The sequence below is a fragment of the Kordia algicida OT-1 genome, from assembly GCF_000154725.1.
GTDB classification, from domain to species: domain Bacteria; phylum Bacteroidota; class Bacteroidia; order Flavobacteriales; family Flavobacteriaceae; genus Kordia; species Kordia algicida.
Genome location: NZ_DS544873.1, coordinates 4,077,179 through 4,101,111, shown reverse-complemented (window position 1 = coordinate 4,101,111; position 23,933 = coordinate 4,077,179). Strand labels below are relative to the sequence as shown.

Below are 23,933 nucleotides of genomic sequence, written 5' to 3'. Positions count from 1 at the left end.
CTGATGACTGTACAAAAAATTTCTATCATAATTCCTGCGTATAATGAAGCTGCAACTATTTGCCAAATTTTGACAAAAGTTCAAGAGGTCATTTTAATACAGAATATTGAGAAGGAAATTATTATTGTAGATGATTGTTCAACGGATGCTACCGAAGCTAAAATTCGTCAATATATGAATGCCAATCCTTCGGCGAATATTCAATTCTTCAAACAGAAAGTTAATACCGGAAAAGGAGCTGCGTTACACACCGGAATCAGCAAAGCTACAGGTGATTGTTTGGTAATTCAAGATGCTGATTTAGAATACGATCCGCAAGAATATAACGATTTACTAAGACCTATTGTAAATGGTTATGCAGATGTTGTATATGGTTCGCGATTTATGGGAAATAATCCGCATAGAGTCTTGTTTTTTTGGCACACTATCGGAAATAAATTTTTAACATTTTTATCAAATATGTTTACCAATTTGAATTTGACAGATATGGAAACATGCTATAAAATGTTTAAAACAGCTATTATTCAAAACATCAAATTAAAGGAAAAACGTTTTGGTTTTGAGCCTGAAATTACTGCAAAAATATCAAGAGTTCCGAAAATTAGAATCTACGAAGTTGGTATTTCCTATTACGGACGTACATACGAAGAAGGAAAGAAAATCAATTGGAAAGATGGCGTACGAGCTATTTATTGTATTTTAAAATATGGTGCTTTTAGAAGCTAAATCACTTCTTTTTTAAGCCTAAAATACTAAAGAAAAAGCTAAAGAGAATTATTTGCAATCCTAACATGATCGTAAAAACCGCAGGAACAATAATACGTAATGTTTCCGCAGGATCTAAATCGCTAAAACTTGTCGCTTTCCAAGCTAATAATCCGTGAACGCTGAGATAAATTCCAACAACTAAGGTTAAAAAACCAACAATCAACCCTTTTTCCAGATTGAAATAGTTGAATAGTTTGTGATAACGATCACTTTTGGGCAACAATCCATTTTCTACCGCAAAAACTTTCGTCAATCCGTAAAACATTAAAAACTGAAATCCAATGATGACAAAACTCGCGGTGTATAATAAGGTGTGTACATCAAAGATGATTCCGCCAAAATCCAACGGTTTTACTATAAGAATTCCCGATAGGATAATGCCGACAATTATCAGCAGAAATGCAGGATATAAAAATAACCATCGCGGACTGTATAATAGTAAGAAACGCAAGTGTCGCCAGCCATCGCTCCATGTGTTTAAGTGTGGCGGACGTGTGCGTCCATCTGGATGTAATATGGTGGGAACTTCTGCAAACGTTAGTCCGTTGAGTTTCGATTTTACAATCATTTCCGAAGCAAATTCCATTCCCGTAGTATTGAGGTTCATTTTATGAAATGCTTCTTTGGAAAATCCGCGTAAGCCACAATGAAAATCTCCAATTTTTATATTGAAAAATAATCTTCCAATAAATGACAATACTGGATTTCCCAAGTATTTGTGTAAAAATGGCATCGCACCTTTTTTGATGCCGCCTTTAAAGCGATTTCCCATGACTAAATCATGCCCTTCGCGTAGCTTTTCTAGGAATAATTCGAGCGAAGAAAAATCGTAGCTGTCGTCCGCATCGCCCATAATTACATATGTTCCTTTCGCTGCTTTGATACCGCCTTTTAGTGCATTTCCATAGCCTTTTTCAGCAACAGGAACTACTCGTGCATTGAGTTTTTCTGCAATGGCTTGCGAACCATCTGTACTTCCATTATCTGCAATGACAACTTCTCCGTTTACACCGTGTTTTTCAAAAAATGATTGCGCTTTTTTGATACATATTGCCAAGGTTTCCGCTTCGTTGAGACACGGCATCACTATAGATAATTCAGGATTCATACAGTTTTTTGTTAAGCGAATTTAATAAAATAAAAATAGTGAGAAATAGTACCCAATCGTTGTAAAAAGTAAATCGGATTACTGCGTGCATTCCGATGGAAACAATCATAATGTTTGCAATTAATGCCAGCGAAATTAGCAATAAAACTTTGTATGTGTTATGGTTTCGTTTGAGTAACGCAATAAAACTACAGATTGCGATAAAAATATAGAGCAACGCGAGTTTCATACCGCCAAAACCAAAAATCATGTTGCCTGTGTAAATTCGTCGCCATTTGGTAAAATTGTCTGCAATTAATGGTTTTGAAACTTTTTTTGTGAATTCGTCAAGCGCGATGAATTGTTCTATTCTAGACTGCGAATCATCCATCATTTCATCAGCATTTTTAAAAATCGGTCCCATCTGCAAATTCGCGTAATTGTTGATGTAATACAACGTTGGTGTTTCGTTCGGATTCAAATTCAGCTTACTGATATGCATGTTGGCTTCTACCAGATTGTGATGTGTTTTTTTGAAAAATTCTTTTTCCTGCGTCGTTTCTAACACAGCTTCATCTTCTGCATCAGCGACAAATAATACAGGTGTAATGATGCTCATTCCTGTCCACGGCGTACTTGTAAAATGACCGTGAATTATTTTATGATAGGTTTTATCCGCCAAGGAAGTCATCAGCGGAAGCGATAAAAATAAGAGTACTAAAATACCATATTGCTTGAACTGCTTTTTTTTGAAACTTACCCAAAAAATAAGCAATAACGCCAACGGAATGAGATAGACAAATTGATAACGTGTAATGAGTAAAATTCCTAATATAGGCAATGAATAATAGAGTTCTTTTTTGTTTTTTGTGATGAAAAACGCAATGAATTTCGCAATGATTATGAGATATAAACTGTATGATATTGCTTCCGACAGGATGTTGTTGACAATTTTTAAACCTGATACAAATGGCATGAGTAAAACGAGCGTAAAACATACACTAAAAAATGTGTTTAAAAGTTGTAGCGAGCGTAGTTTGTTGATAAAATAGAAGATGCCAAAACAACCAAATAACACCTGAAAGATGACTGTTGGCAATTGATAATTGTCGCCAAAAATAGTATGAAACACGTTTAAAAATAGTGGATATCCTGGCGTACGAATAATGTGCATTTCTAGATAACCTTGAGAATCGGGGAAAACGCCAATCGGATTGCGAAGTACCACGACAAACGTAATGAGGAATAGAATTCCTATCGCAATGTTACTTTTTTGTTTCAACCACTTCACAATTTTCGTTTTGGTAAAAGTATGTATATTTTTTAGATTGCTATTTTACAAACTCGATTTCGCTGAGCTTTTGATAGATTTTTTTCCCTAGTTTTTTAGTGCCAATTGGTGTCATGTGATAGTAATCGTAGAAATCGACAGCATGCCAATCTTCGTCATTTGTCAAATCGATCACCAATTCTGGTTCCGAAACTTCCTTGATGGCTTCGTTGAGTTTGTTGAGTAATTTGTAATAGCCAATGCCATTGTACGGATATTTTGCTTCAATGTATTTGGTGGCTTCCGTGCCGTAAATTTTGCCATTTCTTATTTTGTAATGAAAGCTTGGTTGTGTGATAAAAAAGGGAAGTGCGTTGATACTGTCTGCATATTCAATCAGCTTTTTGATGCGCGCTTTGAAAGCTTTTAAGTTTTTTTCGTTGTAAATTTCTAGTAGTTTTTCGTCTAAAATTTCTTCTGTGGTGAATGGAATCCTTGAAAAATTAATTTTACGATGTCCGACTTCAAACTTTTTTGCTTTTTGCATTCCGCGAAGTTTGCGATATACATTGTACAACACCGATTTGTCTTTGATGTGACTTTTGATTCCAGGATTTTCAAGTTCTTTGATATTGTCGTATTCCGAATCGCTACTGACTTTGTAAAAATCATTGATTCCGACGTAAAATAGAATAATTTCAGGTTGTAGTTTTTCTATTTTTGGAAACCATATTTCCGTACTTTTTAAGTGTCCGTACGTTGATTGTCCATCAACACCAGCATTGGAAATATAGGTTTCTTCTCCGTTTTTTCGGAATTCTTTTTCTAAGACTTCTTGCCATGTTTGGGAATCGTCTATGTATCGTTGATCGGTGGTGCTTCCACCAACAGTTAGAATTTTTATTTTTCCAGGTTGATTGTACGACGAAATTCCACGCAAGCCATACTTGTCTCTTGTATACGTAATTGTTGGAGTTTTGGTGTCGTACAGTTCGCTGACATCAAACTCAAATTTGGCATCTCTGATGATTCCTAAGTTGCTCAATTGATTGCTATTACTAAACCATCCGCCGAAAAATAGTTCGAGGAGCAAGATTCCTATCAACAGAAAGGAAATATTTATGAGGATGACTTTGAGTTTTTTTGGCATTGCAAGACGAAAATACCAATTTATAAGTTAATTGCGTATTTTTTTTAGCTTCTTATGCAATTACTACTGATTCATCCACGCTTTAAAATCACTCGTTTTTTGACGACTCACAATAAATTCTTGATCGCGTTCTTTGGAAACCGATAGTTTGACACGATGATTGAAATACGGATTTATTTTTTGAATGGCGTTTTTGGCAACGATTTGTCCGCGATTTATTTTGTAAAATTGATCGTGATCGAATGAGTTGAATAACTGATCGATGGTTTCATCAATCACATAACGCTTACTTTCGGTTACGCCAAAAGTCACACTATCTTCCGAATATACATAAAGTAAATCGGCAATTTTTATTTGCACAAAACCTGTTCCTTCTTTGACTAATAAACCATTTCGTTTTTTGGCGTTTTTCTGTTCGGTTTGCGTTTGTATGCTTGTTAGTAATTGTTTTAATACTGAAGTTTCTATGTGTTGCGACTGATTGGATTTGTTGAATTTTTCAAGTGCTTTTTGTACGTCTTCTTTCTGAATTGGTTTTAGTAAATAATCAACACTATTTACTTTAAACGCCTGAATTGCATATTGGTCAAACGCTGTGGTAAATATAATTGGCGCTTCTACTTCTACTTTTTGGAAAATTTCAAAGCTTAAACCATCTGCCAATTGAATGTCCATAAATACTAAGTTTGGCATTTTGTGAGTTTGAAACCAAGTTACAGCATCTTCAACCGTATCAATAATATCGAGTAAGTTATATTCAAAATCACAGGTTTTGAGCATGTTTTGCAACTGATTTGCCGCGCGAAATTCGTCTTCGATGATGAGTATGTTCATGCTTATGCTTTTAGGTCTGATGTGGTTAGTAATGGTATTGCTACGGTAAATTCTTTTCCAGTATTGGTAATTTTTGGTAGTTTGTTTGAGATTAATGCTTGCCTTTTTTCAATATTAATTAATCCTAATTTTGTGGAAGGCAATTGTGTGGATTTAGGTTGCTTTTTATTGTGTACAATTATATGATCGTTTTCAATTTTAACAGTAATAATAAGTGGTTTTGATCGTGAAATTACATTATGTTTTATAGCATTTTCGAGTAATAATTGCAAACTCATCGGAACAATCATTCGATCCAAAGTCGTTTCAGGCAATTGCCAATTGAGTTTGAGATTGTCGCCAAAACGTTCTTTTTGAATGTGAATGTACGCGCGAGCAAATTTGAGTTCGTCCCGCAATGGAATTAGGTTTGCATTTCCTGCATCTAGAATAAATCGGTACACATCAGAGAGTTTGTCAACAAATTGTTTGGCATCTTCTTTTGAGTTTTGATCGATGATATCACGCAAGGTGTTTAAACTGTTAAAGAAAAAGTGCGGTTGCGCCTGATTGCGTAACGCATCTAATTGTGCCAAGACCACTACTTGTTTTGCTTGTTCTTCTTCCCGAATTGATTTTTTGAGTTGAATGTAAAAGTAAATCGCTTCATAAATTGCCATGACCATCATACTGATAATGATGATCGGTAATAAGACTTGAAAACGTTCAGTAAAATAATAGGTTTGATTGTATATGTAACCAATGATAATTCCGCCAAGCGCGTCAATCAACGTAACCGTAACAACGATAGAAAGAAAGAGTAGTAATGCACGTTTGCCAACATCTTCCACTTTGGTAAATTTCTTTCGCAGAAAAATAAAATTGAAACGCATGACAAACCAATTAGTAACTGAGAAACCGAAAGAAATACTCCAATGAACAATGGCTTCCCAAAAAGGGAAGCGTGCAAATGAGTTGTTGAATAGATAGTCTGTTACAAAACTTAGAATAATAATTCCGAAAACAACGAACCAAATGTCATTGAAACCTATGTATTTTAAGCGTTTTTCCTTGTTGAGAAGCTTCATAATTGCCTATAGTTTAATGAGTGGCATTCCTTGTTTTGCTTGATAAAACATGTACGCAATCCAAGCAGAAAATAGCAATCCAAAAATGATGACTGCAATGACTTGTTTTGTATTCGTAGTTTTCCATTTTTTGACCAGCATCCATGCGAATAACGGAATTATTTGAATACCATGCAATCCGAAGAAATGGGCAACGCGTAAATCGCCCGCAACTGTACTCCAATTTAAGATAGGCAAACCTTCTCCGCCATCGGCGACTCCGACATTGTGTGCAAGTTGCCCAATCATTTGTCCGCCAACCCAACTTCCAACGATTACGACAATCCATCCCATGAAAATGGCAACTTGTACAGGTTTTGCGACTTTCATTTTTAGTCGTGCTGCATCAAAGGCAAACAAAATCATGAGTAATACATTGATAGCAATTAATATTCCCATGGCAGCAAAAAGCAATCCGTCAAATAATGAATCTTGATTGTAATGCGAGCGAACACCACGTGCTGCTTGGTAGAAAATGATTCCGATTTCTAGTAATAACGTCCACGAAACAATATTGTTTAGGATGTTTTTCTTTTTGGTGGAATACGGATATTTTGTCATTAAAAAACCTACTGTCAAGATGTAAATTCCGCCAGAAATACAGAATTTAAAAGGTTTTATCCAAACGTTGATTCCCATGAGAGTTCTTTCGTCAATTAGAATTCCGCCAATACAAACGACAGCACCTAGAAAATGCATCATGACAATGGTAAATAGTATAGGACTTTCCTTTTTTACCGTACTAAATATGTGTTTGAGTAGTTTCATGATGGCACTTTTTTAAGTTTGAATGTTTTGAGAATCATAAATACAAGGAATCCGACTGGACCAAACATAAAGGTTCCGAGTAAGCAGGTTGCAATAATGATTGGATGAATTTTCAGGGTTTTGTTTTGATTGACGATCCACATACCGACTAATAAATCGAAGGCTAAATAGTGAATCCATCCTGCTAAGACTGCATTTTCTACCGTGAATAGCTGCATGACCGATTGGAGACTTCCAAAATCCATCATACCGCCAGCAACAAGTGATTTTACAATGTAAATTGCATAGATTATGGATAAGATAATGGGAATAATTTTATAATCGATTAGGAATCGTGTTACTTTCCATTTGGGAAGAAAGATGAGTAAAACCCACATCGGCATGGCAAGCATTCCGACAATTTTAAAAACTTCTGATGGTGTCATAATTTTTTAATTTTTAGTGTTCGTTTTTTGATTGATGCTTCAAAAGTGCTGTAGTTTGTGTTAAGATACAATCACTTTTTGTTGAATTGTCGTGAATTGAGTTTGAAGTGTTGTTTCCTTAAAAATCAGGAGATAAAAAATCATCCAATATGATGTTTCATGAACAATAATGCTATGTTAATTTAGCCTTAACTAATACATAGAATATTAAGAAATAATGAAAAGTGTTTCAAATATGGGAATCCGTAAAAATAAATGGATTTAATTGAATTATTTTGAAAACGAATATAATATTCACAATTTACCACAATGATTCTTACATTTATGAAAGATATTGAGTACATTTAAATGTTAAAAAAATTAACACTTTATCTTTTTTTGATAAAACACGATTGTCCAACAATTAGATAAGTTTTTATATGGTCAAAAAATACTTTTATGTAATACTTTTAGTTTGCTTTTCACTACAGCTAAATAGTACTACATCGTCCTTTTCGGAACATAATCATTCTGTTGTAATGCCCAATGCAACTATTAGCGTAGATGTTACTACAGTTTGTCAATATAACGATTCGCCTATCATTACGTTTACGGGTTCAGCTGGAACGGCACCGTATACTTTTACATATACAATTGGTACTGGCGCATCGCAAACCGTAACTTCTACGGGAGATATTGCTACAATTGAAGTTCCTACAAATACTGATGGAACGTTTACGTATACTTTGACGCAAGTACAGGATGCTGTGAATCCTATGCCCACAGTAATATCTAGTCAAGCAGTAACAATTGATATTACCTTAGGGCCAGATCCAGAAATTAATGGTCCAGGAGAAGGAGAAGCACCTGACGGAACACCTGTATTTAGTTTATGCGATAGTTCTGGTCCAACACTATCATTCTCTAATGCTTCTAGCACGAGAAACACTATCAATATAAATTATACAATCGATTGGGGAGACGGTACACCGAATTTCGTGGGAAGTGATTGGGGACTACTAGATCACGATTATGCACCAGGAACTTACAATATGATTTATACCATTGAAGGAAATAATAATTGCACCACTGTACAAGAGTATATTGTATTTATAGGTTCAAATCCAGCTGTTCTATTTGGAAGTGCTGGTAATGATGGAGTGATATGTAGTGGATCTTCATTAACAATTCCTATTGATGGGACTGAAAATAATCCTCCAGAAACAACTTACACTATTTCCTTTAATGATGGCTCGCCTGATGAAGTATACAATCATCCTCCACCAGAAAATATAACGCATGTATTTACCACTTCTTCGTGTGGAACAAGCAGTAATGGCTTTTCAAATTCGTTTTCTGCAACTATGGTTGCAGAGAATTTATGTAGAAGCACTGAAGTTCAACTAGTACCTATTTACGTAGCAACTCAAGCTGAAGCTGAATTTTCAGGTCCAACTGATATTGTCTGTACGGATACTGAAGTTTGCTTCCAAAATTCATCAACAGGGAATGAAATTAATGGTGGAAACGGAAGTTGTGACACCAGCCCAAGTATCGTTTGGGATATATCTCCAAATACATTTACATTAGGAAATGGCTCCCAATTAGGAGATGATTTTGATACTACAAATACAAATTTATGGTCTAGTGGTTCAGATGAATTGTGTATTAATTTTACAGCTCCAGGAACATACACAATTGCTTTAACAGCAGGAAATACCTGTGGGATAGACACAACAACACAAACCATCTGTGTAGAAGCTCCTGTAAATCCACAATTTACGTTAAGCAGTGATAACGGTTGTACACCTTTAGATGTTACAACCACAAATAACACAGACGAATCTACAAGTTGTAATCCGCCAACATATGAATGGCAAGTTACCTACACTGCTGATTTTTGTGGAACAGGTCCAGAGGTTTGGAGTTTTACCAATGGTACTTCGGCAACTTCGGCAAATCCATCTTTCAATTTTGTAACGCCAGGAACATATACCATTCAATTAATAGGAACTAATGAAGCTTGTGGAAGCGAAACAAGCTCACAACAAGTCATTGTTAAGCAACCTCCAACGGTAAGTATAAACCCTATAGATGATTTGTGTAATGCAAATTCTATAAATCCGACAGCAATGATTGCAAATTGTACAGATGATCCGAGTTCTGTAACCTATTCGTGGCAATTTGCGGGAGCAAATACAACATCTTCAAATTTAGAATCGCCAGGAACTATTGATTATCCTTCTCCAGGAACCTATACAGTTACGTTGCAAGTAACGAATGATTGTGGTGTTTCAGAAATGGCTATGGAAACATTTACCATTCAAGAAGTTCCTGTGATTACAAATACCGATCTAACGCAAGATATTTGTTCTGGAGCTTCAAGTGCCGAAATTAACTTAACCTCAACTAATCCTAGTACTACGTATACATGGACAGCAACAGCAACTGCGGGAATTAGTGGTTTTATTACAGCTGGAACTTCAAGTACGATTCCTTCTCAAATTATCACAACTAGCAATACCTCATCGGGAACGGTTACGTATACTGTAACGCCATCTATCAATGGTTGTGATGGTACTGCTGTAGATTTTATCATTACAGTAAATCCTGCACCAGAAATCACTACACAACCACAATCGAGTACGGTGTGTCAAAATGGAACGCCCATTACACTTAGTGTAGCTACTTCTGGAGTTTCTGCACAATATCAATGGTTTTCTAATACAATAGATAGCAATACAGGCGGAACTCCAATTGCAGGTGCAACGAATGCAGATTTTGATCCGCCAACAGGCACAGTAGGAGTTTTATATTATTATTGTGAAATTACTTTTACTTCTGGTGGATGTTCTTCTTTAAACTCTCAAACAGCAAGAGTTGAAGTAACACCTAATGCTAGTATTACATCACAACCAACGGCCACCCAAAGTTTGTGTGTAGGAAGCACAATTGACAGTCCATTATCTGTAGCATTTACAGGAGGAACGGGAACTGTTTCTTATCAATGGTTTAGCAATACCACTAACAGCAATACAGGCGGAACATCAATTTCGGGAGCAACAAATTCTGATTATACACCACCAACTTTTACGACTGCCGGAAATTACTACTACTATGTAGAATTGTCTTTTGCAGGAAGCGGCTGTGATGATATAATCAGTGATGTTGCAGAAATTATTGTGGTTGATTTACCAATTATTAATATGCAACCATTAGTGACACAATCACTTTGTCAAAACACGCCATCACAATTATTAGAAGTACAAGCATCTGGAGGTTTGGGAACATTTTCCTATCAATGGTTTAGCAACACTTCAAATAGCAATATTGGTGGAACCGTCATTGCAGGTGAAACCAATTCAACATTTACACCACCGACTAATACGGTAGGTACCTTGTATTATTATTGTGTAATTTCGCAAGCTGCTAGCGAAAGCTGTATAGTTACGAGTGATACCGCAGAAGTTATTGTAAATGCTGCTCCTTTGATTAATTCTCAACCACAATCACAGGAATTATGTCTAGGAGACGTCATAAACACACTTACGGTAAGTTATGCAAATGGTGTAGGAACACCAACCTATCAATGGTATTCCAATACGGTAGATGATACTACATCTGGAACTGCCATTACGGGAGAAACAACAGATTCATATACACCAGACGTTTCTGCAGTTAGCACAACTTATTATTATTGTATCATTACGTTTGCTTCGGGTGGTTGTCCGGAAGTCACTTCGAATACGGCTGAAATTATTGTGAATGAAACACCAAGTGTAAGCAACTTTACAGAAACACTTTGTAGTGGTAATAGTTTTACTATTATTCCAGATACTTCTAACGGAGATATTGTTCCAACAAATACAACGTATACATGGGGAACGCCAGCCATTTCTCCTTCGGGAAGCGTTACTGGAGCAACTGCCGAAACTACACCACAAACAGAGATTAGTCAATTTTTGACAAATACAACGGATGCTGTAGCAACAGTTACGTATACAGTAACTCCTTCAGCTGGAAATTGTGATGGAACGCCTTTTACCATTGAAATTACACTAAATGCTGCACCAGAAGTTACGATGCAACCACAACCAAGTACTGTTTGTATTGATGGAACTCCAAACACATTGAGCATTACTTTGGGAAATACTTCAGACACGCCACAATATCAGTGGTATAGTAATACAACCGACAGTACTACGGGCGGAACTCCAATTGCAGGTGCAACCACCGCAGATTACGATCCGCCAACAGATACCATAGGCGAAATTTATTATTATTGTGAAATTACTTTTACTTCTGGAGGTTGTTCATTGATTACTTCTCAAACTGCATTGGTAACCGTAACGCCAAATGCTACCATTACCGATCAGCCAACAATGACCGAAAGTTTATGTGTAGGCAGTACAATTGACAGTCCGCTATCGGTAGTATTCACAGACGGAACAGGAACTGTTTCTTACCAATGGTTTAGCAACACAACCAATAGTAACACTGGCGGAACTGCCATTGCAGGTGCTACCAATGCAGATTATACGCCACCTGTATACACAACAGCTGGAACTTTTTATTACTATGTAGCATTATCCTTTGCAGGAAGTGGTTGTAATGATGTAATTAGTGATGTTGCAGAAGTCGTTGTTGTTGATGCTCCTGTAATTGACGTACAACCTATTGCCTCTCAAACACTTTGTCAAAACAGTGTTCCACAAGATTTAGAGGTACAAGCTTCTGGTGGTTTGGGAACATTTACGTATCAATGGTTTAGTAATACAGTCAATAGTAATACGGGCGGAACAGCTATTACAGGTGAAACTAATGCTATTTTTACACCTCCAACGACAACAGTAGGCACATTATATTATTATTGTACAGTTTCGCAAGCAGCTAGTGAAAGCTGTACTGCTACAAGTAATCCTTCCGAAGTAATTATAAATCTTGGGCCGCAAATAGATGCACAACCACAATCGCAAGAATTGTGTACCGCAGATACTGTAAATGCTTTAACTATAAATTATTCTAACGGAGTTGGCACACCAACGTATCAATGGTATTCTAATACAGTTAATGACACGACTACAGGGACTGCCATTACTGGAGCAACTACCGATTCATACACACCAGATACTTCTTTACAAGGAACAACATATTATTATTGCATTATTACGTTTTCATCTGGAGGTTGTTCTGAAATTATTTCTGATACCGCAGAAATCATCGTAAATGAAACTCCAAGCGTGAGCAATTTTACTGAAACGATCTGTAGTGGCAACAGTTTCACCATTACTCCAGATGCTTCTAATGGTGATATCGTTCCCACAAATACGACATATACTTGGTCTGCACCTACAATTGTTCCTGCGGGAAGTATTACTGGTGCAAGCGCAGAAAATACACCTCAAACAAATATCAGTCAAACTTTAACCAATACAACAACTTCATCCGCTACGGTTACATATACAGTAACACCAACAGCAGGAATTTGTGAAGGAACTCCGTTTACAGTAGAAATTACCGTAAATCCAGCAATTTCAGCAAATACGACCATTACTCAAATTGATTGTTTTGGGGCAAATAACGGTGAAATTGTCACCAATATTTCTGGTGGTGTACCATTTACTACAGGAACACCCTATATTATTTCTTGGACAGGACCTAACGGATTTACCGCTAGTGATCCTACCATTTCTAATCTTGTACCAGGCGACTATACTTTATCGGTTCAGGATGAAGGCGGTTGTCCGTTTTCTGAAACCTATACAATTGCTGAACCAGAGGAGTTAATCGTAACTGTTGATGACGAGAATTCAATTAGTTGTTTTGGAGCAAATGATGGAGAAATTTTAGTGACTGTTACAGGTGGAACTTTAGATTATGTATACAACTGGACAAGAAATGGTATTGCCTTTTCTATGGATGAAGATATTTCAAACCTTAGTGCAGCTACTTATGAACTTACAGTAACGGATGCCAATGGTTGCGGTCCTGTAATACAATCTTTTGTGATTACTGAGCCAGATGAATTAATGGCTTCTGTAGCAAATCAAACAAATGTGGCTTGTTTTGGAGAAACTTCAGGAGCTATTGACATTAACGTTACTGGTGGAACACCAACCGAAACAGCTCCAGGCGTATTTGAATATACCTATGCTTGGACAGGTCCAAACGGTTTTACAAGTAATTCTCAAAATATAGATAATTTAGCAGGCGGAACATATAATTTGAGCGTAACAGATGAAAATGGTTGCGACGATACACTAAGTGTTGTCTTAATGCAACCCGATGAAATCGTCATTACTACCGAAGCAACAGAACTTATGTGTTTTGGTGATAATGATGCAATGATTACAATTACAGATATTTCAGGCGGATCTGGCTCATACACCATTACGTGGAGTAATTTTGGTGAAGGAATGATGCAGAATAATTTATCTGCTGGAGATTATACCATAACAGTTACCGATAGTAATGATTGTACCGCCGCTGTAACGGTTACTATTGAAGCACCGCCAATATTTACGATTGAACCTGTAGTACAGCAAATTTCTTGTTTTGGAGCAAATGATGGAAGTATCAACTTAAATTTTCAAGGCGGACAAGATCCTATTGAATTTGAATGGGCAGATGATCCAAATGCAGGTGTAGAACGTAATAATTTAGGTCCAGGCACATACACCATCAATATTGTAGATGGAACGCCGTGTACTATTACCGAAACATTTATTATTATAGAACCTGCCGAATTAACGCTTTCTGCGAATATTACCAATGCTTTGGATTGTGATGATGCGAGTTCAGGCGCGATCAATTTACTAATTTCTGGAGGATCGGAACCATTTATGGTTTCTTGGTCTAATGGTGCAACTACAGAAGATTTAGACAATATTACTGCGGGCGATTATTTAGTCACCGTAGTCGATGCTAACGGTTGTGAAGCTACAGATACGTATACAATTATTCGTCCACCAGAAATTATCATTGATGTTGATACAGAAACAATCGTTAATTGTAATGCTTTTACAGCAAGTCAAAGATTTACCGCTCAAGTTTCTGGCGGCGTTCCACCCTATACACTAAACTGGTCTAGTGGAACAGTGACAGGTGCCAATGATGAGATGATGACTACTTCTCAAAATGGACTTGTTATTTTAGAAGCAACAGATGGTCTGGGTTGCGTTAGTAACTATACTTTTGAGGTAGACATTCCTGAATATAGTGATGCTGATTTTTCACTCACCTCAACAGCATTTGAAACCTTCGGAATTTATTCACAAATAGATCCTATTCAATTTACAAATACCACAACGGGCGATTATACGAATGTGTCTTGGGATTTTGGAGATGGAAACTTTTCTAATGAAGAAAATCCAATACATTCATATTCGTCTCCTGGCGCTTATACTGTAGTGCAAACTGTTACTTTTCCAGAAGGTTGTGTTTACACCAAGGTCATTACATTATTAATTGAAAAAGGATACAAACTTATTATGCCAAACGCTTTTACGCCAAATGAAGATGGTTTAAATGATCGTTTTAAACCTGTGTTTATAGGATTGGACGAGATGGAGTTGAATATTTATGATACTTGGGGAAGCTTAATCTATTCGGAAACAGGCGACAATATACAAGGTTGGGATGGAAAAGTTAAAGACGAATTTGTCGAAAACGGAAACTACTATTATACATTTACAGCAAAAACATTTTTTGGAACAACAGTCCGTGAAAAAGGACCGCTTACGTTAATCTTATAATTACAGTATGAAATTAAAAATATGCCTTTTCATTATTGGTTTATGCTTTGTTCCTCAAATAAAAGCACAAGATCCAATATTTACACAATACTTTTTGGTGCCACAAACCTTAAATCCTGGTTTTGCTGGATTTTTAGAAACGACACATATCGGAATCATACACAGAACTCAATGGCCTGCTTTAGGTTTTCGAGTTGATACGAGTTATGGATTTGCCAGCACTTGGTTTCCAGAAGCTAATAGTGGCGTTGGTGTTAGTTTTTTGAATCAACGCGAAACTCAAAGTGGATATACGTTTTCGCAAATAAATTTTAATTATGCATATCAAGTACAACTTGGAGACGATTGGTATTTTAGACCTGGACTAGAAGTTGGTCGTGGTTGGAAAAATATAGGATTTCAAGGTTTATTACTGGAAGATCAAATCAATATTCAAACGAATACGATTAGTCCCACATCAATTGACGCCATCTTTTTTAATAATGAACAGCCAATTGGTTTTTGGGATATTTCTGCGGGACTATTGTTTAATAATGAAAATGCGTGGATTGGTGTTTCTGCAAAACATTTAAACCGTCCAAATATTTCACTTACCGTAGATGGAAATGCGCCTCTAGAAACTTTTTTCTCCGTGAGTGCAGGATATGAGTTTTTGGTTACTGATTTTATAGATATCAGTTTTTTAACTTTTGAAACACGACTATTGCTAACAGGAAATTATATGCATCAAGGACGTTTTAACCGATTTGATTTGGGAACTTCACTTTCAGTAGGTCGTTTTTTTGTAGGATCAACCTTAGTGACAAATCCTGGAAAAAATAGCGGAAATAGTCATTTGTTAACTTCGGTAAATGCCTTTACAGGTTTGCAATATACCAATTTCCGATTTGGAGTTTCCTACGATTTTAATACTTCTCAAATTGGACGAACTGGTGGCGTTTATGAACTTTCGTTAACCTACCAATTTGATTCAGAAGCCAAAAGATGCTATGGATGCCCTGATTATCAGGATTAATACCAAATCTTTTTTAACGTTTGTTTTTTGATTGATGCTTTAAAAGTACTGTAGTTTCTGTTGATATATAATCACTTTTTGTGAAAGTATGGTGCAATAAGTTATAAAATTCACTATAAAAAAAAGCCATCTACTGAGATGACTTTTTGAAAATCGTATGATGAAATATTTTAGATACTGTTGATATACGTTACCAACATTTTCAAATCTTCTTCTTTGCGAAGTTTTAATCTTTCTTGTTTTATAAATGTCAGTATTTCTGCTTCTTTGTCTGGAAATAATGCTGCCAATTCTTTTTTGTTGTTTGGTAATTTTATCGCCATTCCAGAATTGTTGATTTCAACATAGAAATATCTTCGTGCGTTTTGAAATTTTGCTTTTTCTTTTGATAAAGGTCTTGTAGAACGTACATATTTCTTACGATCTTTTCGGTATAAAGCCACAGATTCGTTTGTTTGTAAAGCGATAAAATATCCAGATGTTATCTTTTTGTTTTCATCTTGTTCTCTCAACACTTTGTAAGTCATATTTGTTTCAGCAAGTGTGATTAAACGATTGTCGTATTTTTTGTTTAAGTATACAATTTCGTTTTCATGCGTGATTTCCATTTCGTCTAAAAAAGCGTTGTATCGTACATTAAATATATAATCTGAGCCTGAAATGGTCGCTTTTCTAAATTCTTCATCGTAATAAGAAGAACCACTTGCTTCGGCTACTGCTTTTTCAAATGTTTGCTGTTTTTCATCTCCTGTATGTGATAATTCATCTACGGTATTGTTATATAGAAAAGGATAAATATTTCGTTGTTCTGAGAAATCGATTCCTTGTGCATTGATTTCTGTGGTGAATAGTATTACTACAATGCTTAAGGATAAAATTTTAAATGGTAACTTCATAATGTTCGGTGTTTGTGTTAATGATTTGTTTGACTTATTGTATTTGTGTTTCAGGTTATAATGATGTGTGAAACACTTTAACAAGCATCAAAAACTATTCCAAATAAGTAGTAATTTATTGACAGTAAATACTTTTAAAATCTTTAAAGAAGTTATGATTTGAAAAACACATCCATAAAAAAAGCCACCCTAATGGATGGCTTTTGAAAGCTTTGCTCCCCCTCTTGGGCTCGAACCAAGGACCCTTTGATTAACAGTCAAATGCTCTAACCAACTGAGCTAAGGAGGAGTGTTATTGCTTTTTGCGGTTGCAAATATATGCTATTTTTTATTTCGAACAAACATTTTTTTAAAATTTTAAAAACTTTTTTGTTCTGTAGATTCTCTTATTAAGATCCACCTTTGATTAAGTTCCAAATATCATTTCCAAAGATTACGACCATTAAACTCATAATGATAACAAAACCAATGATTTGACCAATTTCCATTACTTTTTGAGATGGCGCTTTTCCAACAATAATTTCATATAACAAAAACATAACGTGTCCACCATCTAAAGCTGGAATTGGTAAGATGTTCAAGAAGGCTAACCAGACAGAAAACATTGCCATGAATCCCCAGAAAAACTGCCAATCCCATACAGGCGACATCATTTCTACAATACCGATTGGACCTTTTACTTTTTTGTATCCTTGAATAACAGGATTAAAGATTAGTTTAAATTGTTTTACCTGACGCACCAATACATTAATCGTTTCTTCAAAACCTCTTGGTACTGCTTCTAAAAACCCATATTCTCTTGTAACGAATAAGTCTTTTAAAGCAAGTTGTCTATTGTTAAAAACTCCAAAAGGCTCTTTAGTGTCTAATTTTGCGTTTAAATTGACCAACTGTCCATCTCTTTTAACCACTAAATCGACAGAATTTCCTTTGTTTTTATCTAATGATTCTACAAATTCATCCCAAAATACAAGTTTATTATTGTTTATGGAAACAAGCTCATCTCCTACTTTTATTCCTGATTGTTTTGCGTTTAATGTATCGACGACTTTACCAATTACCAAAGATCTATATCTTGGCGTCACGAAGTTTCTTCCTTTACTATCTAAGGCTGCTTTTTTTCCTTCATCACTTAAGGTAACTGTTTCTTCTTTTCCATTTCGTAATACAGTTGCTTCGTCTCCTAATAATATATCAATGGTTAAATACTTATCTAGTTTTTCAACTTTGTTTCCATCAATCTTTAGGATTTTATCACCCGTACGTAATCCGATTTGCTCACTTATTTCATCTACATACAAACCGTCTTTGATTTGATCTACAGGAATGTATGTTTCTCCATAATACATAAACATTGATATGTAAATTACCCAAGCCAACAGGAAGTTAACAATAACTCCACCTAACATAATGATTAAGCGTTGCCAAGCTGGTTTTGAACGAAATTCCCATGGTTGCGGTGGTTTTTCCATTTGCTCTTTATCCATGCTTTCATCAATCATTCCTGCAATTTTCACGTATCCACCAAGCGGAAGCCATCCAATACCATACACAGTATCTCCAATTTTCTTTTTTACAATAGAAAACCACGGGTCAAAAAATAAGTAGAATTTTTCAACTTTCGTTTTAAAAAGTTTGGCTGGTATAAAATGTCCTAATTCGTGAAGAATCACTAAAATAGATATGATAAGGACAAACGTTGTAATCTGAATAAATAATCCCATTTATACTGTAAAATGTTTATAGAACGCACAAAAGTAAGCTTTTATGATTACTTAAAAAAAATAGCGGTGTGCTAAAAATTAGATTTTAGCATATTTACTCAGAAACTAGGTGTGATTGTATTATTTTTTAGCGTCGATAAAGGTTGTCTTGTTCACTGTATTTTCAATAGAAGGCTTAATTTCCAATTCAGCGACAGCTTCAATATCAATTCCAATAGTATTGTTTTTAGAGATCATATCAAATTTTGGATCAAAGATGATATCTGAAATTTCAAAATCAACAGCGATTGCAAATTCTTGTCCGTTAGTTGTGTGATCTATCGTGATGTATTTTTCTTCTCCTTGCGCTCCCATAACTAAAAATGATACATTCATCTCAAAAAAGTCAACTTTTCTGTTAGACTGTGATTGATCGATTTTAATATTCAATTCATTCTGTTCACCTTGAAACCAAGCAACATCATATGAAGGATAGCCTTCTCCATAAATCCAATCGTTAAAGAATTCTTCTAAATTTTGACAGCTCGCTTTTTCCAAATGTGCTTTCAATTGATCTGTATTTGCATATCCATACGCTAATTCTTCATCATTCAAATAGTTTTTAATTCCTTGAAAGAATACGGCATCTCCCAATTTTTGACGCAACATATGAATTACCATAGCAGCTTTATTATAGCTTAAGCGTGAACTAAAAATACGTCCTACATTATCTAATTTATCATCAGTTACATATACAGAACCATTTCGAGAAGTAGTAATATCTGCAATTTTTCCGCGTTTCCAATTGATGAAATCTTGCTCACCATCAAAGTGATTTTCAACCAATCCTGATAAATACGTTGCAAATCCTTCATTTAACCAGATATCGTTCCAAGAACCACAAGTTACTTTGTTTCCAAACCATTGGTGTGCTAACTCGTGTGCAATTAAGGATCTGCTAAAGTTCCCCATAAACGAAATTGTAGTATGCTCCATTCCGCCACCATATTCAAACTCTGCATGACCATATTTTTCATCTTTATAAGGATATTCTCCAAATAAATCTTGAAATAAATTCATGATCTCTACCGTAACTTTCGTGTATTCTTCGGCTTTGTCTTTTGATTCAGGATATACATAATTTACGATATCAAAACTATGTCCGTTACGTTCTACCGTTTGAGAAAAAACTTCGTAATCTGTCACTGCAATTCCAATCAGATATGATGGAATTGGGTAATTATGTTGCCAATGAGTCGTCATCAATGCCCCATCTTTAGTTTCTGATATTACCATTCCATTGGAAACAGCTTTGTAAGCTGCAGGAGCAGTGATGATGACGTCAATTTGGTCTATTTTATCGTTTAAATCTTGTTTGCAAGGCCACCAATCTCTCGAACCATAAGGTTCTGATAATGTGTATAAAGATGGCGTATTGTTGTGTGTTGTGGTTACAAATCCTTCTCCACTTGCATTTTTATTAGGAGTTCCTTCGTAAGCAATTTTTACAGTTTGTGTAGCGTCTTCACAAATCCCTTTTGTAAAAGTGATGGTAAGTTCGTTATTGATATGTGTAAAACTTAAATTTTCTTCTTCAGTAGTTACAGAAGCTACTTCTAAACTATCTGATAAATCAAATGTAATAGTATCTGTATTTTCTAAAGCACGAAATTCTGTAGTAACTTCTCCTTTTATATAATGTTTGGCAGGATCAACCGCTAATTCTAACTTGTGATACAATAAATCGTATGAGGCTGTATTTTCATTTGTTTGAAAATCTTGTAGTTGTTGGGCTCTATATTGTTCTCCTTCAACCACGTCGATCAATTCCTGATCTGCTTGGCTAAAAGCGATACATGTCCACAAGAAACCAATGGCTAATATGGTATTCTTCATAGTTAAGTTAGATTTGGGACAGACAATATAAGAAATTTTCACTGTGATAAATAAAAATCGTAAATTTGCACACGGTTTTTTCGACGAAAGTAACGAAATAAGTCGACGAACAGTAAAAATATCCGTTAAACGACATCAAATGCTTGAATTCTTCAAAAAATACAGACTTTTCGCAATCGTAATGACTTGTTTGTCTACGATTATTGTCACAGCTTTCTACTTTGCCTTAAAGAAGGAAAATGTGCTTCCTATATATCAACCTGCCAATGTAAATGTCGAATTAGTTGACAATTCCATACAACATGTAACCAAATATCATAAAATAAATGATTTTTCTTTAGTGAACCAAAATGGCAAAACCGTGACGCAGCAAGACTATGCAGGCAAAATTTATGTTGCAGATTTCTTTTTTACAACCTGTCAAACCATTTGCCCGATTATGACAAAAAACATGGCAGCCATCCAAAAGGAAATTCTTGACAACGACGATATTATGCTATTATCACATTCGGTAACTCCCGAAATTGACACTGTTGCACAATTAAAACGTTATGCGATTGAAAAAGGTGTGATTGATTCAAAATGGAATTTGGTTACGGGCGATAAGAAACAAATTTACGACTTAGCACGTAAATCATATTTGGCCGTAAAATCGCAAGGAAATCACGATTACGGAATGGTGCACACCGAAAATTTTATGCTGATTGATAAAGAACGTCGCATTCGTGGTTTTTATGACGGAACAAACGAAGAAGACATCAAAAAGCTACTTGAGGACATTGAAACGTTAAAAGCATCCTACGAATAACGGTTTTTCTACGCGGAAATTTTCTAACTAAACTTTTTAGCTTATTTTTGCTTCTTTAAAATTAATCTAAATAAAGGAATGCTAACTGTTGCCGATTTACAAAAGGGAGAAAAAGCCGTTATCCTTGACTTTCCCGTAGATACAATTCCGCTAAAACTCATAGAAATGGGTTGTTTGCCAGGAAATGAAGTTGAACTCATACAAACTACCTTATTTAACGGACCTTTATTTTTGATGATTAATGGCAGCAATATCGCAATTAGAAAAAATACTGCCGCAGAAATTTTAATCGAAAAAGTACTTTAATCCTATTTATGAGTGATTCAACAATAAAAGTAGCCTTAATAGGAAACCCAAACACAGGAAAAACATCACTGTTTAACCATTTGACAGGATTGAACCAAAAAGTAGGAAACTATCCTGGAATTACGGTTGATAAAAAAACAGGAACTTGCAAACTTTCCAAAACGCACAAAGCCACTATTTTAGATTTACCTGGCACGTACAGTTTGAATGCTTCTTCTGCTGATGAAAAGATTGCTATCGATATTTTAAACGATGAAACCAATGAGTTTTCTCCAGATGTAGCTGTGGTTGTTGCCGATGTAGAACAATTGAAACGAAACTTACTTATTTTCACGCAAGTGAAAGACTTAGAGATTCCGACATTGTTAGTTATTAATATGGCTGATCGGATGAAAGCAAAAGGAATTTCCATTGATATTCCGCAATTAGAAGCCGATTTAAATACAAAAATTGTCATCATCAGTTCCAAATTACAAACTGGAATTGACGAAGTTAAAGAAGCGATTCTTTCATACAATTCACTTTCTACCGAACGTTGTATTGCTGCAGAAAAAATTGAACAAAACTCCATTACTAACACTGAGTTAATCAGTACACTTTCAAAATTAGAACTTAAAAAAGTACAACATCGCGAAACTATTATTCGTTATCAATTTATCAATGATACACTCAAAAAATCGTATCGTGTTGACAAGGAAAAGGCTTCTGATTTACAAACCAAACTCGATCGAATTTTTACACATAAAATCTTCGGATATGCCATTTTTGGCGCATTATTACTACTTATTTTTCAAGTGATTTTTGAATGGAGTTCTGTACCGATGGACTTTATCGACGAAATTTTTGGCTCGTTGGCAGATTGGACAAAAGACGTACTACCTGCAGGAATGTTTACCGATTTACTTGCCGAAGGAATCATTGCTGGTTTGGGCGGAATTGTCATTTTTATTCCACAAATTGCCTTTTTATTCCTCTTTATCTCCATTTTGGAAGAAAGTGGTTATATGAGTCGTGTGGTCTTTTTAATGGATAAAATTATGCGACGATTTGGCTTAAGTGGAAAAAGCGTCGTTCCGTTAATTTCGGGTGCTGCCTGTTCTATTCCAGCAATTATGGCAACTCGTAATATTGAAAGTTGGAAAGAACGTCTCATCACAATTTTAGTCACACCATTTATTACGTGCTCTGCACGATTGCCTGTGTATGCCATTCTTATTGCGCTCATTATTCCGAGTGAACGTGTATTTTGGTTTTTTAATTGGCAAGGAATCACATTGATGTTACTATACATCATCGGATTTGCTGTTGCTTTACTTTCCGCTTATATTTTGCACAAAACTTTAAAGATTGAAAGCAAATCCTATTTTGTGGTAGAATTGCCAAAATACAAAGTGCCATTGTTTAAAAATGTAGCATTTACAGTAATTGAGAAAACGAAAGCATTTGTGTTTGAAGCTGGAAAAATTATCTTAGCAATCTCCATTATTTTATGGGTTTTGGCGTCAGTTGGTGTGAATGAAAAGTTTGAAAACGCTGAAGATATCATCACAGAAACGGTTGAGCAGAATGGTTTTAATGAAATTCAAGAAGTTTCCTTACAAAATAAAATGTTCCGCTATAAAGAAAGCCTAAAAGAAGAAGCTGAAGAAACTGGAAAAACCATAACACCACAAGAGATCAATTCAGCTATAGCTGAAAAAACACCCGAATTTAGAGCTGCTGTGATTGAAGATGAAATTGCCGCTTTGCGATTGGAAAACTCTATACTTGGTGTCATCGGAAAAACGATTGAACCTGTCATAAAACCATTAGGTTACGACTGGAAAATAGGAATTGCCTTAGTAAGTTCGTTTGCTGCACGTGAAGTATTTATTGGAACGTTGGCAACTATTTACAGTGTTGGAAGCGAAGGTGATGATGAAGAAGGAAACACTATTAAAGCCAAAATGGAATCGGAAGTGCATGCAAGTTCAGGCAAAAAGGTATTTACTTTTGCTACAGGTATATCGCTTCTATTGTTTTATGCGTTTGCCATGCAATGTATGAGCACGCTCGCTATTGTAAAACGTGAAACTAATGGTTGGAAATGGCCAATGGTTCAATTGTTCGGAATGACCATTATTGCGTATGTCGCAGGATTCATTGCCTATCAATTTTTAAAATAAACG

Annotated in this window: 16 protein-coding genes and 1 tRNA gene; 6 read left to right on the top strand and 11 right to left on the bottom strand. The window is 35.5% G+C overall.

Going from position 1 to position 23,933, the window contains the following annotated elements; all coding sequences use genetic code 11:
* Positions 1 to 3: 3 nt before the first annotated feature.
* Positions 4 to 726, top strand: a complete 723-nt coding sequence (locus tag KAOT1_RS17530) for a glycosyltransferase family 2 protein (protein WP_007096217.1) — start codon at positions 4 to 6, stop codon at positions 724 to 726.
* Between the two features lies 1 nt (position 727).
* Here KAOT1_RS17530 and KAOT1_RS17525 read toward each other — a convergent pair whose 3' ends face one another.
* The 7 genes from KAOT1_RS17525 to KAOT1_RS17495 form a co-directional block, all read right to left on the bottom strand.
* Positions 728 to 1,876 (bottom strand): glycosyltransferase family 2 protein, encoded by a 1,149-nt coding sequence (locus KAOT1_RS17525; protein WP_007096216.1) that lies wholly within the window; start codon positions 1,874 to 1,876, stop codon positions 728 to 730.
* Positions 1,866 to 3,146 (bottom strand): hypothetical protein, encoded by a 1,281-nt coding sequence (locus tag KAOT1_RS17520; RefSeq protein ID WP_007096215.1) that lies wholly within the window; start codon positions 3,144 to 3,146, stop codon positions 1,866 to 1,868. The genes KAOT1_RS17525 and KAOT1_RS17520 overlap by 11 nt, the downstream gene beginning before the upstream one ends.
* 40 nt (positions 3,147 to 3,186) lie before the next feature.
* Positions 3,187 to 4,275: an SGNH/GDSL hydrolase family protein gene (locus KAOT1_RS17515; protein WP_007096214.1), complete on the bottom strand. Its 1,089-nt coding sequence runs from the start codon at positions 4,273 to 4,275 to the stop codon at positions 3,187 to 3,189.
* A gap of 63 nt (positions 4,276 to 4,338) precedes the next feature.
* Positions 4,339 to 5,109: a LytR/AlgR family response regulator transcription factor gene (locus KAOT1_RS17510; RefSeq protein ID WP_007096213.1), complete on the bottom strand. Its 771-nt coding sequence runs from the start codon at positions 5,107 to 5,109 to the stop codon at positions 4,339 to 4,341.
* 2 nt (positions 5,110 to 5,111) lie between these two features.
* A complete protein-coding gene (locus tag KAOT1_RS17505; RefSeq protein ID WP_007096212.1) occupies positions 5,112 to 6,176 on the bottom strand; it encodes a sensor histidine kinase in 1,065 nt (354 codons plus the stop codon).
* Positions 6,177 to 6,182: 6 nt separating this feature from the next.
* Complete coding sequence (locus tag KAOT1_RS17500; RefSeq protein WP_007096211.1) at positions 6,183 to 6,983, bottom strand: hypothetical protein; 801 nt, start codon at positions 6,981 to 6,983, stop codon at positions 6,183 to 6,185.
* Positions 6,980 to 7,408: an ABA4-like family protein gene (locus KAOT1_RS17495; RefSeq protein ID WP_007096210.1), complete on the bottom strand. Its 429-nt coding sequence runs from the start codon at positions 7,406 to 7,408 to the stop codon at positions 6,980 to 6,982. The genes KAOT1_RS17500 and KAOT1_RS17495 overlap by 4 nt, the downstream gene beginning before the upstream one ends.
* 518 nt (positions 7,409 to 7,926) lie before the next feature.
* Here KAOT1_RS17495 and KAOT1_RS17490 point away from each other — a divergent pair.
* Both KAOT1_RS17490 and KAOT1_RS17485 read left to right on the top strand, forming a co-directional pair.
* Entirely contained in the window at positions 7,927 to 15,141 is a 7,215-nt protein-coding gene (locus tag KAOT1_RS17490; protein ID WP_007096209.1) for a T9SS C-terminal target domain-containing protein, read from the top strand.
* 7 nt (positions 15,142 to 15,148) lie between these two features.
* Complete coding sequence (locus tag KAOT1_RS17485) at positions 15,149 to 16,156, top strand: PorP/SprF family type IX secretion system membrane protein (RefSeq protein ID WP_007096208.1); 1,008 nt, start codon at positions 15,149 to 15,151, stop codon at positions 16,154 to 16,156.
* 170 nt (positions 16,157 to 16,326) lie between these two features.
* On the opposite strand, the gene KAOT1_RS17480 is transcribed toward KAOT1_RS17485, so the two are convergent.
* The 4 genes from KAOT1_RS17480 to KAOT1_RS17465 all read right to left on the bottom strand — a co-directional run bounded on the left by KAOT1_RS17480 (position 16,327) and on the right by KAOT1_RS17465 (position 20,651).
* A complete protein-coding gene (locus KAOT1_RS17480) occupies positions 16,327 to 17,052 on the bottom strand; it encodes a hypothetical protein (RefSeq protein ID WP_007096207.1) in 726 nt (241 codons plus the stop codon).
* A gap of 215 nt (positions 17,053 to 17,267) precedes the next feature.
* Positions 17,268 to 17,341: transfer RNA gene (locus KAOT1_RS17475), tRNA-Asn, on the bottom strand.
* A gap of 100 nt (positions 17,342 to 17,441) precedes the next feature.
* Complete coding sequence (gene rseP / locus KAOT1_RS17470) at positions 17,442 to 18,776, bottom strand: RIP metalloprotease RseP (RefSeq protein WP_007096206.1); 1,335 nt, start codon at positions 18,774 to 18,776, stop codon at positions 17,442 to 17,444.
* 120 nt (positions 18,777 to 18,896) lie between these two features.
* Positions 18,897 to 20,651 (bottom strand): M1 family metallopeptidase, encoded by a 1,755-nt coding sequence (locus KAOT1_RS17465; protein ID WP_007096205.1) that lies wholly within the window; start codon positions 20,649 to 20,651, stop codon positions 18,897 to 18,899.
* Positions 20,652 to 20,790: 139 nt separating this feature from the next.
* Here KAOT1_RS17465 and KAOT1_RS17460 point away from each other — a divergent pair, with 139 nt between their 5' ends.
* From KAOT1_RS17460 to feoB, 3 genes are all read left to right on the top strand, one after another.
* A complete protein-coding gene (locus tag KAOT1_RS17460) occupies positions 20,791 to 21,459 on the top strand; it encodes an SCO family protein (protein WP_040560149.1) in 669 nt (222 codons plus the stop codon).
* A gap of 78 nt (positions 21,460 to 21,537) precedes the next feature.
* A complete protein-coding gene (locus KAOT1_RS17455; RefSeq protein WP_007096203.1) occupies positions 21,538 to 21,765 on the top strand; it encodes a FeoA family protein in 228 nt (75 codons plus the stop codon).
* A gap of 8 nt (positions 21,766 to 21,773) precedes the next feature.
* Positions 21,774 to 23,930: a ferrous iron transport protein B gene (feoB, locus tag KAOT1_RS17450; protein ID WP_007096202.1), complete on the top strand. Its 2,157-nt coding sequence runs from the start codon at positions 21,774 to 21,776 to the stop codon at positions 23,928 to 23,930.
* Positions 23,931 to 23,933: the final 3 nt, after the last annotated feature.

What these genes read in the sequence shown, in the direction of transcription:
- KAOT1_RS17530 (WP_007096217.1), top strand. Translation starts at nt 4, where the DNA reads ATGACTGTACAAAAAATTTCTATCATAATTCCTGCGTATAATGAAGCT.
- KAOT1_RS17525 (WP_007096216.1), bottom strand. Translation starts at nt 1,876, where the DNA reads ATGAATCCTGAATTATCTATAGTGATGCCGTGTCTCAACGAAGCGGAA.
- KAOT1_RS17515 (WP_007096214.1), bottom strand. Translation starts at nt 4,275, where the DNA reads ATGCCAAAAAAACTCAAAGTCATCCTCATAAATATTTCCTTTCTGTTG.
- KAOT1_RS17510 (WP_007096213.1), bottom strand. Translation starts at nt 5,109, where the DNA reads ATGAACATACTCATCATCGAAGACGAATTTCGCGCGGCAAATCAGTTG.
- KAOT1_RS17505 (WP_007096212.1), bottom strand. Translation starts at nt 6,176, where the DNA reads ATGAAGCTTCTCAACAAGGAAAAACGCTTAAAATACATAGGTTTCAAT.
- KAOT1_RS17500 (WP_007096211.1), bottom strand. Translation starts at nt 6,983, where the DNA reads ATGAAACTACTCAAACACATATTTAGTACGGTAAAAAAGGAAAGTCCT.
- KAOT1_RS17495 (WP_007096210.1), bottom strand. Translation starts at nt 7,408, where the DNA reads ATGACACCATCAGAAGTTTTTAAAATTGTCGGAATGCTTGCCATGCCG.
- KAOT1_RS17490 (WP_007096209.1), top strand. Translation starts at nt 7,927, where the DNA reads ATGCCCAATGCAACTATTAGCGTAGATGTTACTACAGTTTGTCAATAT.
- KAOT1_RS17485 (WP_007096208.1), top strand. Translation starts at nt 15,149, where the DNA reads ATGAAATTAAAAATATGCCTTTTCATTATTGGTTTATGCTTTGTTCCT.
- KAOT1_RS17480 (WP_007096207.1), bottom strand. Translation starts at nt 17,052, where the DNA reads ATGAAGTTACCATTTAAAATTTTATCCTTAAGCATTGTAGTAATACTA.
- rseP (WP_007096206.1), bottom strand. Translation starts at nt 18,776, where the DNA reads ATGGGATTATTTATTCAGATTACAACGTTTGTCCTTATCATATCTATT.
- KAOT1_RS17465 (WP_007096205.1), bottom strand. Translation starts at nt 20,651, where the DNA reads ATGAAGAATACCATATTAGCCATTGGTTTCTTGTGGACATGTATCGCT.
- KAOT1_RS17460 (WP_040560149.1), top strand. Translation starts at nt 20,791, where the DNA reads ATGCTTGAATTCTTCAAAAAATACAGACTTTTCGCAATCGTAATGACT.
- KAOT1_RS17455 (WP_007096203.1), top strand. Translation starts at nt 21,538, where the DNA reads ATGCTAACTGTTGCCGATTTACAAAAGGGAGAAAAAGCCGTTATCCTT.
- feoB (WP_007096202.1), top strand. Translation starts at nt 21,774, where the DNA reads ATGAGTGATTCAACAATAAAAGTAGCCTTAATAGGAAACCCAAACACA.